Source organism: Streptomyces sp. NPDC051217, assembly GCF_044455465.1.
Classification (GTDB): Bacteria; Actinomycetota; Actinomycetes; order Streptomycetales; family Streptomycetaceae; genus Streptomyces.
Genome location: NZ_JBITEV010000003.1, coordinates 503,621 through 516,728, shown reverse-complemented (window position 1 = coordinate 516,728; position 13,108 = coordinate 503,621). Strand labels below are relative to the sequence as shown.

The following is a 13,108-nucleotide window of genomic DNA, read 5'->3' as shown; positions in this document are numbered from 1 at the left end:
TACGGAGCCTCGGGGTCCGCGTACCGCGCCAGGTGTACGGCGACGCTACCTCGTACTCCCCGAGGAGGTCCCTGAGTTCCGACCGGTGTAAGCGCGGGCCGCTCGCGGTGCCGTTTAGGGTTCAAGCATGGAGATCCCAACCCCCCGGCGGCCACGGCTGCGCAAACGATGGCTCGCGGGTGTGGCCGCGGCCGCCGTGCTCGTCGGCGCCGGCACCTGGACCGCCGTCGCCTCGGACAGCGCACCCACCGTGCACCGAGCCGACCAGACGATGGAGATGCCCGGCGCCCGGATCGACACCTCGTACTTCACCGCAGGTGACGGCGGTAACCGCCGGCCCGCCGTCCTGCTCGGCCATGGGTTCGGCGGCAGCAAGAACGATGTACGGGAGCAGGCCGAGAAGCTCGCGCGGGACGGATTCGCCGTGCTGACCTGGTCCGCTCGGGGGTTCGGGAAGTCCACCGGCAAGATCGGACTCAACGACCCGGCCCACGAGGTCAAAGACGTCTCCCGGATGATCGACTGGCTCGCCGAGCGCCCCGAGGTCCAGCTCGACTCCGGCGGCGACCCCCGCGTCGGCATGAGCGGTGCCTCCTACGGAGGAGGCATCTCGCTGCTCGGGGCCGGGTACGACCCGCGCGTCGACGCGATCGCGCCTGTGATCACCTACTGGAATCTCGCCGACTCGCTCTTCCCCGACGGCGTCTTCAAGAAGCTCTGGGCCGGGATCTTCTTCTCCACCGGCGGCGGCTGCGACACCTTCGAGAAGCAGCTCTGTGAGATGTACGAGCGGGTCGCCGTCGCCGGGAAGCCCGACGCGGCGGCCGACGTGCTCCTCGCGGAGCGCAGCCCGTCCGCGATCGGCGACCGCATCAAAGTGCCCTCACTGATCATCCAGGGGCAGACCGACTCCCTCTTCCCGCTCGGCCAGTCCGATCTCATGGCGAAGACGATCAAGGCCAACGGCGCCCCTGTCTCCGTCGACTGGATGGCCGGCGGTCACGACAGCGGAACCGCCGAGACCGGCCGTATCGAGAGCCGTATCTCCTCCTGGTTCGACCGCTATCTCAAGAAGGACACCGCCACCGACACCGGGCCCGCGTTCCGCGTCAGCCGGACCGGTGGCGTCGACTCGACCGACGGCCAGGCGCTGTTGAGGGGCGCGACCAGCGACAGCTATCCGGGTCTGCGGAGCGGGATAACGAATGTCCCGCTGTCCGGAGCCGCGCAGTCGTTCGAGAATCCCGCGGGCGCGAGCCCGCCCGCCATTTCCACCGTGCCGGGCATCGGCGGCGGGCTGTCCCAGCTGACCACGTTCGGTGTGGGCATCGCCCTTGACTTCCCCGGGCAGTTCGCCCGCTTCGACTCCGCGCCGCTCGACCGCTCGCTCCAGGTCACGGGCTCACCGACCGTCCGGGTCAGCGTCAAGGCCGACACCGACGACGCCGTGCTCTTCGGCAAGGTCTACGACGTCGGGGCCGACGGCCGCCAGCAGGTCCTGCCCTCACAACTCGTCGCCCCGCTCCGGGTCGAAGGGGTCAAGGGGGGCAGCGGCAAGACCGTCGACGTGACGCTGCCGGCCATCGACCACAAGATCGAGGCCGGGCACCGGCTGCGGGTCGTCTTCGCCGCGACCGACCTCGCCTACGCCTCACCCGCCGCCCCCGCCACCTACACCGTCACGATGGACGGCGATCTGTCCGTACCCACGGCGCCCGCCCTCGCCACCGCCGCGCCCACCCTCGCCTGGTGGGTCTGGGGCCTGCCGCTGGCGGGCGCGCTGATCGCCGCCGTGCTGCTGCTCACCGCGCGCCGCCGCGTCAGCGCACCGGCGCCCGATCCGGCACTCGCCGACGTACCGCTCCAGATCACGGACCTGTCGAAGCGCTACGCCAAGTCCGCGGACCGCTATGCCGTACGGGACCTCTCCTTCCGTGTCGAGAAGGGCCAGGTGCTCGGGCTCCTCGGCCCGAACGGCGCGGGCAAGACCACGACCCTGCGCATGCTCATGGGCCTCATCACCCCCGACGGCGGAGACATCCGGGTCTTCGGGCACTCCATCAGGCCCGGCGCCCCGGTCCTGTCCCACGTCGGTTCCTTCGTCGAGGGCGCGGGCTTCCTGCCGCATCTGTCCGGGCGCGACAACCTGGAGCTGTACTGGCGGGCGACTGGCCGCCCCGCCGAGGACTCGCACATCGAAGAGGCCCTGGAGATCGCCGGACTCGGCGACGCCCTCTCCCGCGCTGTACGCACCTACTCGCAGGGCATGCGGCAGCGCCTCGCGATCGCGCAGGCCATGCTCGGCCTTCCGGACCTTCTCATCCTGGACGAGCCGACCAACGGCCTCGACCCGCCGCAGATCCGCGAGATGCGCGACGTGATGATCCGCTACGCGGCCAACGGCCGGACCGTCATCGTCTCCAGCCATCTCCTCTCCGAGGTCGAACAGACCTGTACGCACCTGGTGGTCATGGACCGCGGCAGGCTCATCCAGGCGGGTCCCGTCGCCGAGATCACCGGCTCCGGCGACAGCGTGCTGGTCACCACGGACGGACAGGTGCCCGACCCGGTGGTCGACAAGATCGCCGCCATGTCCGGGATCGCGTCGGCCATCCGTACGGACGAGGGGTTGCTCGTCCAGCTCGACGGGGCCAGTACCAACGCCCTGGTCACCGAACTCATGCGGATGGACGTGGTGCTGACCGGCGTCGGACCGCACCGTCGCCTGGAGGACGCCTTCCTCACTCTCATCTCAGGAGCCTCCGCATGAGCACGCTGACCGAATCGGCTCCGGGCTACCGGGCGGGCCGCACTCTCCCGTTCGGTGTCGAACTCGTACGACAGCTCAAGCGCAGGCGCACGATGGCGATGGGAGGAGTGCTCGCCGCACTCCCTTTCGTTCTGATCGTGGCCTTCGCCATCGGCGGGACACCGGGAGGCGACGAGGACGGCGGTGGTGGGGGTGGCAGCCGGCTGAACCTGATGGACACCGCGACCTCGTCGGGGGCCAACTTCGCCGCCACCTGCCTCTTCGTCTCGGCGGGGTTCCTGCTGGTCGTGCCCGTCGCGCTGTTCTGTGGGGACACCGTGGCCTCCGAGGCGAGCTGGTCCTCGCTCCGCTATCTGCTCGCCGCTCCCGTGCCGCGCTCCCGCCTGCTGTGGAGCAAGCTGGCGGTGGCGCTGTCCATGAGTCTGGCGGCGATGGTGCTGCTGCCGGTCGTCGGGCTGGCGGCGGGCAGCGCCGCGTACGGCTGGGGGCCGCTGGAACTGCCCACCGGGGGGTCTCTGGCGACGTCGGACGCCGTGCCACGGCTGATGATCGTTATCGGCTACATCTTCGTCTCCCAACTGGTCACGGCCGGGCTGGCCTTCTGGCTCTCCACGAAGACCGACGCCCCGCTCGGCGCCGTCGGTGGCGCGGTCGGTCTGACGATCATCGGCAATGTGCTGGACCAGGTGACGGCGCTGGGGGACTGGCGGGACTTCCTGCCGGCGCACTGGCAGTTCGCGTGGGCGGACGCGCTCCAGCCCCAGCTGGAGTGGACCGGCATGCTGAAGGGCTCGGCGATCTCGGTGACGTACGCCCTGGTGCTCTTCGCGCTCGCGTTCAGGAACTTCTCCCGCAAGGACATCGTGAGCTGACCGCCCGGCGGGTCCCGGCGGTGTCCCGACCGCGTTCATACCCAGCCCCGACGAGCCGCTTCCGCCCCCGCGCGGAAGCGGCTCGTCGTGCCGAGGGCGGTGAGCAACTGGCCGACCCGACGGCTGTAGGTGCGGGGCGACATGCCGAGCCGCGCGGCCGCCGCCTCGTCGGTGAGCCCGCACAACATGGCATCGAGAACGGGCCGTAACTGATGGGGGAGGACACCGGCCTCGGGACCCGCCCCGCGAATGGTCTCCGCGTCGGCCGGCGCCGCGCCCGTCGCCGGATCGCGGTGCGAACCCCCCGGCGGGTCCGCCGTCAAGCGAACATCCTCGCCGCTGTCCCACCAGTGCTGATGGATTCGGACCAGGGCTCCGACGACGACAGGGTCCCTGATCAACAGGACCCCGTTGAAGTGGAGATCGAAGTCGAGGGGGAGGGCGGCCGTCGTACGGTCCACGAGGACCATCTTGAACGGGATCGACTCCGTCTGGCGTGCCCCGCAGGCGAGGGCCCGCAGCGCGTGCGGCAGCGCCGCCAGGCTTCGGCGCGGAACGATCCGGCGGACGGTGATCGGAAGCGCGGGCAGGGGAGGGGTCCCGGCGCCGGACACCACGGAGCGCTCGGAGCCGTCGGAGCCGTCGGAGCCGTCGGACGGATCCTGCCTGTCGGATCCCTCGGACCCCGCTCCCGATCTGACGTCGGCGCGCGTCTCGGCGTGCGTCTCGTACGGCGCCTGCGGGGCCGCCCGTTCCGCGGCCGCGCGTACGCACGCGGTGGCGAACTCCAGGAACGGCAGTGGCAGGCCCTTCCCCAGCGAACTGCCCGGATCGTCGAACGCCAGCAACTCATGACGTGCGGAACGGACGAGCGCCGCCAGCGCGGCGGCCACCTGATGGGTGCCGCGGACCGGCCGGCCCGCCGGTCGGAGAGTCTCCACCGCGTCCCCCCGCAGTGCGCTTCCCGGCAGCGCCGACCTGTCGAGTACCGAACCTGGAACATGTGCCACGGCTGACCACCCCCGCCATCCCGTTGGAGCCGTACGCCACTTAATGTACTCACGGGACTGCACACCGTGACAAGGCCAGTTCAGAGAGTGGCGACTCCATGCCAACGTGGTCGAATCGCGCATCAACGGCGCCGGTTGGTACACGTCTTCACGCGAAGACGGCGGATCGGACCGGGCGGTGGCGGGCAATTCCCCTGGCCCGTTGCCGCATTGAGATTGATCCGCAACCTCCGGTGGTGGTCCGGCGGGCCCTCTCGACCGTCACATTCACAAGTGCTGACGATTCCAGGGGGGACCGTGACAAAGCTCCGAACGAGGATGAAGCTCCATACGAGGACATATCGAGGAACGGTGGTCGCGCTGCTGGCCGGCGGCCTGCTGCTCACCGGCTGCTCGGGCGACGGTGGTGGAAACGCGAAGGCGATCAACGGGCCCGCCCGCGACGCACCCGGTACGGGAGCGGGCTCGGGATCCTCGGCGGGCGCCGGGGCCGCCGGTCCGGCCGACGGCGTAGAGCGGGGCGAGGGGCAGCGGGAAGGCGAACAGAAGCAGGACGACCAACCGGAGGGGCGGGTCGCGCCCGAGCCGGACTACTTGTCGACCTTCGCCCTGGACGTGGACACCGCCTCCTACGGATACGCGCTCCGCACCCTCGGCGAGGGACGGCTGCCGGATCCCGGCACCGTACGGCCCGAGGAGTTCGTCAACAGCTTCCGCCAGGAATATGAACGTCCGGAGGGCGACGGGTTCTCCGTCACGGTCGACGGCGCGGCTGCTCCGGGGGCGGGCGACGACTGGTCCCTCATGCGCGTCGGGCTGGCCACCCGCCCCGCCGACCACAAAGGCGAACGCCCGTCGGCCGCGCTCACGTTCGTCATCGACATCTCCGGCTCCATGGCCGAGCCCGGCCGTCTCGACCTCGTCAAGGAATCACTCGGCATCCTTACGGACGAGCTGCGTGACGACGACTCGATCGCACTGGTCACCTTCAGCGACGAGGCCGAGACCCGGCTGCGAATGACGCGTGTCGCCGACAGCCGCTCCCGGATCCATGACGTGATCGAGGAGCTGGAACCTGCCGAGTCGACCAACCTGGGGGCGGGCATCGAGACCGGATACGACGAGGCCGTCGACGGCCGCAGGAGCGGCGCGACCAACCGGGTCGTCCTGCTGTCGGACGCGCTGGCCAACACGGGTGAGACGCAGGCGGACTCGATCCTCGAACGCATCGAGGACGAGCGCACCGAGCACGGCATCACCCTGTTCGGCGTCGGGGTCGGCAGCGACTACGGCGACGCCCTGATGGAAGAGCTGGCCGACAAGGGCGACGGACACACGACGTACGTCTCCGACAGGGAACAGGCCAGGAAGGTCTTCGTCGACCAGCTCCCCATGAACGTCGAGCTGCGTGCCAGGGACGCCAAGGCGCAGGTGGCGTTCGACAGCGACGCGGTCGAGCGCTTCCGGCTGATCGGCTACGAGAACAGGGCCGTCGCCGACGAGGACTTCCGGGACGACCGGGTCGACGGCGGCGAGGTCGGTCCTGGGCACACGGTGACGGCGCTGTACGCCGTCAAGCTGCGGCCCGGCGCGAGCGGTGAGGTGGCGAAGGCGACCGTGCGCTGGCTGGATCCCGAGACGCGGGCGCCGCGCGAGCGGTCGGGCTCGATCGGCGCGAGCGCGGTCGACGCCCGGCTCTGGGGCGACGCCAAGCCGAGGCTTCAGGTCACGGCCGTCGCCGCGTACTTCGCCGAGTCCCTGCGGGGAGAGTCGGCGGACGACGACGCGATGTCCTACGGAGGTCTGCCCGCCGCGCCCGATCTCGGTGAACTGGAGGAGAGGGCACGGACGTTGGCCGCCTCCACGGAGGACGGATCGGTGAGGGAGCTGGCGGAGGCGATCAGCCAGGCGAGCCGCGCCCGGGGCTGAACACGAGCTGTTCCGGAGCCGGGGACCGGTCCCCGGACTGCTCCAGGAGCGGTCCGGGGACCGGTTGCCGGAGTGGCTCAGGAGAGGTCGTGAGGCGGCGCGGCGCGCCTTCTGCGGGAAACCCGCGGAAAGGGTGCTGCGCCGCCTCTCGCCACGCGCCATGATGTGCGGCATGGCCTCTGCCCTGCTCGCGCTCGCCGTCGTCTTCACCGGTCTGTACGCCGGCATGATGCTCATCTTCCTCACCGGCATCATGCCCGCGATGGCCCGGCTGACGGACGGACAGTTCGTGACGGCCATGCGCCGGCTCAACGAGGAGGTGCCGCGCGGGCTGTTCCTGCTCGTGTTCCTCGCCGAGGTGGCCTTCCCCGTCGCGGCGCTCGCCGTCCCCGTCGACGACCGCTCGGACACCCATATGTGGCTGCTGGTGGCCGGACTGATCTGCGTGGTCCTCAACCACCTCGTCACCGTCGCGGGCAACATTCCGCTCAACAACGCCCTCGCGTCCTCGGAGGCGTCACCCGAGACCCACCCCGACACCGCCGTCCGCGAGGCCTTCGAGAGCCGCTGGAACCGCTTCCACGCCGTCCGCACACTCTTCGCCGTCGGGGGGTTCGCACTGATCGTCAGCGCCTCGCTGTCGTGACGGTGAACAGCCCCACCGCCTCCCTGCGGCTGGCGACCTCCGTGAACCCGGCCTGAGCGGCCCACTGTTCGGCCAGCTCCACGGGGCGGCACCTCATCTCCCACAGAACGCCCTCACGGTTCGGCAGCACGTTCGCGATGAACTCCAGCTGCGGGTGGCGGGTCTGGGTCGTGAGGACCAGCGCTCCGCCCGGTGCGAGCATCCCGCGCAGCCGCGCCACGGACGCCGCGATGACGGTGTCGTCCAGCAGCAGTTCGTAGAGCCCCGACACGACGATGATGTCGGGCGCGTGGGAGCCGGGCGCCGGATCGAGGGCGTCTCCGTACGCGTACGAGATCCCCGTCAGCCCACGCTCGGCCGCCTGGCGCTCGCCCTGCGCGAGACCCGCGCGGTCCATGTCGCGGCACTCGACGCGCAGGGCGCCGGGCGCGCACTCGGCGAGCAGGTCCTGGAGGTAGCGACCAGGCCCCGACGCCACGTCCAGTACGCGCACACCACCGTCCGCGCCGCCGCGCCGCGCGATCTCCTTACGGAGGACGTCTTTCAGCAGCTCGCGGCGGGCCCGGATGGCGCGCCATCCGACCGCGTTCAGATACACGCGGTCGATGAGGTGTCCCACGACGGGGAAGCCGCCGGCCTTGTTGACGTACACGTAGTCCAGCATCGAACCGCTGTCGAAGCCGTGCCGGAACCCGATGCGGATCCCGGCGCTCGCCCGGCCGACGGTGCCGAGGAGCACGCGCATCGCCGCCCACCGCGCGCGGTTGAGCGGACCGGTCCGGCTCCGGGGTGCCGGGTTCGGACGGTTCGGAGATTCCTGGGTCGTGCTCGTCTTCGTCATGCGCAACAGAGTCGGCCCGGAGCGTGCGCCTCGGTATCCGCGCGGCTACTCGGGCGGCGCGTGAGTAGTTCTGCGTACGCTCCACTCGAAACTGCCCCGGCACACCAGCGCACCCGCCGAGTCGACGACCTCGGTGTGTGTGGTCAGACGGGCCCTGTCCGTCTCGCGGGCGAGGACAGGACGCAGCGCGCGCGACGCCTCGTCGTCCAGGCGGCACGTCGCCACGAGCCTGCCGCGCGCCGGCGCCAGGAAGTCCAGGGAGGCGCGGGCGCCGAGTGGTACGACCCCCTGGAACGCGTCCTCGGTCTCCCCGGCGGCGATGATCGCGGCGAGTCCGGCCGCGTCGATCAGCGCGGCCAGCCCGCCGGAGTGCAGCGAGCCGATCACGTTCGTCAGCTCGTGGGGCGTGGTCAGCGCGACCTCTGCCGCGCCGTCCGCCGCCCGCAGCACCTCGATACCGGCCGTCCGATGGGCCGGGACGGGCTCCAGAAGGGCGCGGGCCTGCTCGGTGACATCCACAAAGAACCAGGCTGCCCGACGAGGGCCTGAGGGGGGCGACAGTGACATGACGAGCGGGCGAAATCATGGAGGGTACGGTGCGAAGGTGGCCGCCCCCGTGACCGGCGGCGACAGCGAGGCGACACCGATCAGCTCCGGAGGACAGGGAAGCCATGCCCGAAGTGGATGACGCGCCCGTGATCGTGAGCAGCGCACCCGGTTCGTTCGCGCGGAGCGTGCTGGCCGAGCGCCACCCCGCCCTCATCCAGCAGGTACGAGACGCCTTCCCGTGGTCGCCGGAGCGGCACCGGGCGCTCGACGCGCTGCTCCGCTCCTGTACGGAGGGCGTCATCGAACCGTTGGATCCCGGCGCGCACGACCGTGAGCAGTGGGACGCGTGGGGCGGCGAGTACTTCGGCCGGTCGTGGTTCGACGTGCCGTTCCTCTGGTCCGAGAGCTACTTCTACCGCCGACTTCTGGAAGCGGTCGGCTACTTCGCGCCGGGGCCCTGGCACGGCACCGACCCGTTCGCCCCCTTCAAGCGGGCGGAGTTGAGCGGCTCGCTCGTCGACGACGAACTCGCGGCGCTCGACGCCCTCGCCGAGCGGCCGGTGGAGGAGCGGGCCGCCGCGTACCTCCAGGCCTCGCTCTGGGGCAACCGCGCGGACCTCGGCTTTTCTGTCGGTTCACCGGGCACGGCGGACGCGGCGCGCGGTGAGGACCCGCCGCCCCTTGTCGCGGATGACAGCGAGGTGCTGTGGTCGCTGCTTCCTACGGATGCGACGCCCGCCGAAGCGCCGTCCCGCGGTGGCACGTCCGGCTCCCCGCGGACCGTCCACGTCATCGCCGACAACTCCGGCCGCGAGCTGATCCCCGACCTCGTCCTCATCGACCACCTCCTCACCGCCGGTCGCGCGGACGAGGTCGTCCTGCACGTCAAGCCGTATCCGTACTACGTCTCCGACGCGACCATGGCCGATGTCGTCGACTGCGCGCGCCGTATCGCCCAGGCGTCCGGCACGGCGGGCGAGGCCGGCAAGCGGCTCTGGGCGGCCATGGGCGACGGGCGGCTGGCCGTACGTGCGCACGGTTTCTACTGCGCGCCGTTCCCGTACAGCGAGATGCCCGCCGATCTTCGGCGCGAGTTCGCCGGTGCCGCCCTGACGATCGTGAAGGGCGACCTCAACTACCGCCGTCTCGTCGGCGATCGGCTCTGGCCTCCGACCACGTCGTTCGCGGCGCGTACGGCCCACTTCCCGGGGCCGGTGGCGGCCCTGCGTACCCTGAAGTCCGATGTGATCGTCGGCCTCGACCCGCGCACGGTGGAGCGACTCGAAGCAGCGGGCGGGAGCGGGGGCGCCGGGGACGGCGCGAAACCGGGCTGGCGTACGAGCGGGACGCACGCGCTCGTCCAGGTCGGGCCGGGGAACGCGGGAACGTAGGGATTCAGGAACTCAGGAACTCAGGAACGGACGTCGGAGGCAAGCGGCATGGCGCTCCAGATCAGCGCGACCAACCCGGAGCAGCCGGCCGTGCTCCTCGACCTGCCCTGGGGCGTCCCGCTCGAAGAATGGCCCGACGACTGCCTGGTGGCGCTCCCACGCGGCATCTCGCGCCATGTGGTGCGTTTCGCGGCGGCCGGGTCCGAGGTGCTGGCCGTCAAGGAGATCGCCGAGCGTCCGGCGGTGCGCGAGTTCGGTCTGCTCAGGGATCTGCACCGGCTGGGCATACCCGCGGTCGACCCGGTCGCGGTGGTGACGGGGCGGGTCGACGCGGACGGCAGGCCGCTGGAGTCCGCGCTGATCACGCGGCACCTCAAGGGCTCGCTGCCGTACCGCTCGATGTTCGAGTCCACGATGCGCCCGAGCACGGTGAGGCGCCTGATGGACGCGCTCGCCGTCCTCCTTGTGAGGTTGCATCTGACCGGCTTCGCGTGGGGCGACTGTTCGCTGTCCAACGCGCTCTTCAGGCGCGACGCGGGCGCGTACGCCGCCTATCTGGTGGACGCCGAGACGGGCCAGATCCAGCCGACGCTCAGCCCTGGCCAGCGCGACTACGACATAGAACTGGCGCGCGTGAACATCGCCGGGGAGCTGATGGACCTGGAGGCCGCGGGCTCGCTCCATCCGTCTGTCGACCCGGTGCCGTTCGGGGCGGCGATCGTACGGCGCTACGAGGACCTGTGGCACGAGCTGACGCGGGAGTCCGTCTACCCGGTCGACAAGCGCCACTACATCGACCGCCGGATCCGTCGGCTCAACGAACTGGGTTTCGATGTGGCGGAGATGCAGATGGAGCGGTCGCCCAAGGGCGACACCGTGACCTTCCTGCCGAAGGTGGTGGACGCGGGGCACCACCAGCGCCAACTGCTGCGGCTGACGGGCCTGGACGCGGAGGAGAACCAGTCGCGGCGCCTGCTCAACGACCTGGAGAGCTGGATGGCAGGCCAGGACGACTACGCGCCCGGCGACCCGCTGGGCGCCCGCCCCGAGGTCCTGGCGCACCGCTGGGTACGCGATGTGTTCCGGCCGACCGTACGGGCCGTACCGCTGGAGCTGCGGCGCACGACGGACGCGGCGCAGATCTACCACGAGTTGCTGGAACACCGGTGGTATCTGTCGGAGAGCGCCGGGCACGACGTGGGGCTGGACACGACCATCGAGGACTACCTCGCCACCATAGTGCCGGACGCGGGCCGGGACACCGGTCGCAGCACTCGCCAGGAGAAGTGAGCGGCCCCGCCGCGACGGGGGAAACGCGGCGGGACCTGGAGTGCGAATGCCCGGGGGTCCGCCCGTTACACCTGGGTATTCGTGTGGCGCGGGCCACTTGTCGGCATGCCTGTGGACGGCGATGTCAACGGCGTGCCGGGCAGCCTCCCTCCACTCGCAGGTCTCGCCGGGCTTGTCGCCCAACCGGGCCGCGCTGTTCCTGCTGTATTTCTTCGTGGGCTTCGCCATCGCGTCGCAGCGGGGCGGACGCACCTGGGTCCTCTTCGAGGACGGCGAGAGGGACCTCCCGACCTATGACTTCCTTGAGACGTGCGGCCGGCACCATCGGGGAGGTCGGCGCGGCCCTCGTGGCGCTCGACATCGATTCGGACTGCTACCCCGTGGCGTGCGTGCGCGCGGGACGGGTCGACGAGCTGGTATCGCTCGCCAAGGGTGCGGGCTTCGCCGTCCGGCCCCTGGGCGTTCCCAAGGCCGCCTGACCGGCCGGGGCAGTACCCGGCGCCGTGTCCAGGGCGTGCCGCAGCCGGTCCAGCGCCGGCCGCGCGCCGCCATCCGCGTCCGGCCGTCGCCGGGCGGTCCTGAGGTCGACCAGGCGCGCCAGGGTGTCCATCACCACATGGAGCGGCGGACCGCTCGTCGTCAGGTCCGCCGCCTCGGACTCGGATTCCTGCTCCTGCCGCGCACGGTCGGCGGGAGCCTGGAGGAAGGGGACGACGAGCCGGTGGTGGTGGAAGGCGGACGCGGCGCCGTGCAGACGGCAGACGGAGAGGAACGACTCGGCGTTGTCGCGCAGTTGCGGCGTGAGCGGACCGGCCGACGTCTCCCGGAGGAAGGCGTCGAGCAGCGGTTCGGCTTTCACAGTGGCCCGCAGCGCTTCCTGGTCCTCGGGCGGAATGTAGGGGTACTTCTCCGTCAACACCGCCTGGTAGAAGGGGTCGTACGGCGAACAGAGACCGAGAAGCACGTCGATCGAGCTGATCGCCGCGAAGTCGCCGGCGTTGACGCCCCGGTACTCCACACCGCCGACGCGATGCGGTTTGAAGTACGGCCTGATGTTGAGGAAGAACCGGTCGACGTCGAGTGTCCTGCTCAGCGTCCTGCCCAGGTCCAGTACGTCGTCGAGCCCCGACCGCGCCTCCCGCAGCAGATACGCCGTCAGCGGGCTGGAGACCCCGAGCGTCCGAACGCGTCGCAGCGCGGCGGCCGTGCGCCGGTACGCCAGCACCGACAGGCCGTTGTACAGGATGAAGGCGCGTTCGTCGTCGAGCGAGGTGAACGTACGGAAGGTGTCCCCGACCGCCCGGTTGTACAGCACCTGGTGGGCGAAGACGAGCCGTGGCGCCACACCGAGGGACGATGCCAGCGCACGGGCGAGCGGCCAGGCGGCGGACTGCGGCCCCTCGATCTCATGACGGCGGCACGCGCCGAGGTAGAGCCCGACCGAGCCCAGGAGTTCGTACCGCTCGTCGTCGGTCGAGTGCGCGGCGCGCGGGGAATGGCCTTCCGTGATCCGCCCGACCAGCTCGGCGCCTTCGCGGCCGATCCGACGCTTGACCGCCTCAAGTTCCGGACAGTCGTGGAGGATCTGCGCCCCGGCCGCGAAATACGCTTCCTCCATCCGCGTATTGAGAGCGACGAAGTCGTTCCTGATCCACCCGTCGAAGTCGTCGGCGGCACTGTTCACGGCGTGGGTCCTCCGGGGATCGGGGAGTCAGGAGTCGGGAGTCCCGAGTCCCGGGTCGGGTCTTCGGAAAGAGTCTGTGCTCGCCCCATCCGACCGCCTCGACGGCCCGGCCACCAGGACCAATCG

10 protein-coding genes are annotated in these 13,108 nt (G+C 70.8%); 6 read left to right on the top strand and 4 right to left on the bottom strand.

Going from position 1 to position 13,108, the window contains the following annotated elements:
* The first annotated feature begins 127 nt into the window (after positions 1 to 127).
* Both ACIBBB_RS10465 and ACIBBB_RS10460 read left to right on the top strand, forming a co-directional pair.
* Entirely contained in the window at positions 128 to 2,770 is a 2,643-nt protein-coding gene (locus tag ACIBBB_RS10465) for an alpha/beta fold hydrolase (protein ID WP_398980593.1), read from the top strand.
* Positions 2,767 to 3,642, top strand: coding sequence for an ABC transporter permease (locus tag ACIBBB_RS10460; RefSeq protein WP_398980592.1), 876 nt, complete (start codon positions 2,767 to 2,769; stop codon positions 3,640 to 3,642). Before ACIBBB_RS10465 ends, ACIBBB_RS10460 begins: the two co-directional genes overlap by 4 nt.
* A gap of 35 nt (positions 3,643 to 3,677) precedes the next feature.
* On the opposite strand, the gene ACIBBB_RS10455 is transcribed toward ACIBBB_RS10460, so the two are convergent.
* On the bottom strand, positions 3,678 to 4,652 hold the full coding sequence (locus ACIBBB_RS10455; RefSeq protein ID WP_398980591.1) for a DNA-binding response regulator: 975 nt from the start codon (positions 4,650 to 4,652) through the stop codon (positions 3,678 to 3,680).
* Positions 4,653 to 4,970: 318 nt separating this feature from the next.
* Between ACIBBB_RS10455 and ACIBBB_RS10450 the strand changes: the two genes are divergently transcribed.
* Together ACIBBB_RS10450 and ACIBBB_RS10445 are read left to right on the top strand one after the other, a co-directional pair.
* Positions 4,971 to 6,581 (top strand): von Willebrand factor type A domain-containing protein, encoded by a 1,611-nt coding sequence (locus ACIBBB_RS10450; RefSeq protein WP_398980779.1) that lies wholly within the window; start codon positions 4,971 to 4,973, stop codon positions 6,579 to 6,581.
* A gap of 172 nt (positions 6,582 to 6,753) precedes the next feature.
* Positions 6,754 to 7,227 carry a DUF1772 domain-containing protein gene (locus ACIBBB_RS10445; RefSeq protein WP_398980590.1) on the top strand — a complete coding sequence of 158 codons (474 nt, stop codon included), beginning with the start codon at positions 6,754 to 6,756 and terminating at the stop codon, positions 7,225 to 7,227.
* Here the strand turns inward: ACIBBB_RS10445 and ACIBBB_RS10440 are convergent.
* Together ACIBBB_RS10440 and ACIBBB_RS10435 are read right to left on the bottom strand one after the other, a co-directional pair.
* Complete coding sequence (locus tag ACIBBB_RS10440; protein ID WP_398980589.1) at positions 7,208 to 8,068, bottom strand: class I SAM-dependent methyltransferase family protein; 861 nt, start codon at positions 8,066 to 8,068, stop codon at positions 7,208 to 7,210. The genes ACIBBB_RS10445 and ACIBBB_RS10440 overlap by 20 nt on opposite strands.
* Before the next feature lie 45 nt (positions 8,069 to 8,113).
* Positions 8,114 to 8,587, bottom strand: coding sequence for a PaaI family thioesterase (locus ACIBBB_RS10435; RefSeq protein ID WP_398980588.1), 474 nt, complete (start codon positions 8,585 to 8,587; stop codon positions 8,114 to 8,116).
* A 152-nt stretch (positions 8,588 to 8,739) separates the two neighbouring features.
* Here ACIBBB_RS10435 and ACIBBB_RS10430 point away from each other — a divergent pair, with 152 nt between their 5' ends.
* The gene (locus ACIBBB_RS10430; RefSeq protein WP_398980587.1) at positions 8,740 to 10,008 is read left to right on the top strand and encodes a damage-control phosphatase ARMT1 family protein; all 1,269 of its coding nucleotides are present in this window, start codon (positions 8,740 to 8,742) and stop codon (positions 10,006 to 10,008) included.
* Positions 10,009 to 10,056: 48 nt separating this feature from the next.
* A complete protein-coding gene (locus tag ACIBBB_RS10425) occupies positions 10,057 to 11,298 on the top strand; it encodes a DUF4032 domain-containing protein (protein WP_398980586.1) in 1,242 nt (413 codons plus the stop codon).
* 373 nt (positions 11,299 to 11,671) lie between these two features.
* Here the strand turns inward: ACIBBB_RS10425 and ACIBBB_RS10420 are convergent, their stop codons facing one another.
* Positions 11,672 to 12,982, bottom strand: coding sequence for a monodechloroaminopyrrolnitrin synthase PrnB family protein (locus ACIBBB_RS10420; RefSeq protein WP_398980585.1), 1,311 nt, complete (start codon positions 12,980 to 12,982; stop codon positions 11,672 to 11,674).
* Between the last annotated feature and the right edge of the window lie 126 nt (positions 12,983 to 13,108).

What these genes read in the sequence shown, in the direction of transcription:
- ACIBBB_RS10440 (WP_398980589.1), bottom strand. Translation starts at nt 8,068, where the DNA reads ATGACGAAGACGAGCACGACCCAGGAATCTCCGAACCGTCCGAACCCG.
- ACIBBB_RS10450 (WP_398980779.1), top strand. Translation starts at nt 4,971, where the DNA reads ATGAAGCTCCATACGAGGACATATCGAGGAACGGTGGTCGCGCTGCTG.
- ACIBBB_RS10430 (WP_398980587.1), top strand. Translation starts at nt 8,740, where the DNA reads ATGCCCGAAGTGGATGACGCGCCCGTGATCGTGAGCAGCGCACCCGGT.
- ACIBBB_RS10445 (WP_398980590.1), top strand. Translation starts at nt 6,754, where the DNA reads ATGGCCTCTGCCCTGCTCGCGCTCGCCGTCGTCTTCACCGGTCTGTAC.
- ACIBBB_RS10465 (WP_398980593.1), top strand. Translation starts at nt 128, where the DNA reads ATGGAGATCCCAACCCCCCGGCGGCCACGGCTGCGCAAACGATGGCTC.
- ACIBBB_RS10425 (WP_398980586.1), top strand. Translation starts at nt 10,057, where the DNA reads ATGGCGCTCCAGATCAGCGCGACCAACCCGGAGCAGCCGGCCGTGCTC.
- ACIBBB_RS10460 (WP_398980592.1), top strand. Translation starts at nt 2,767, where the DNA reads ATGAGCACGCTGACCGAATCGGCTCCGGGCTACCGGGCGGGCCGCACT.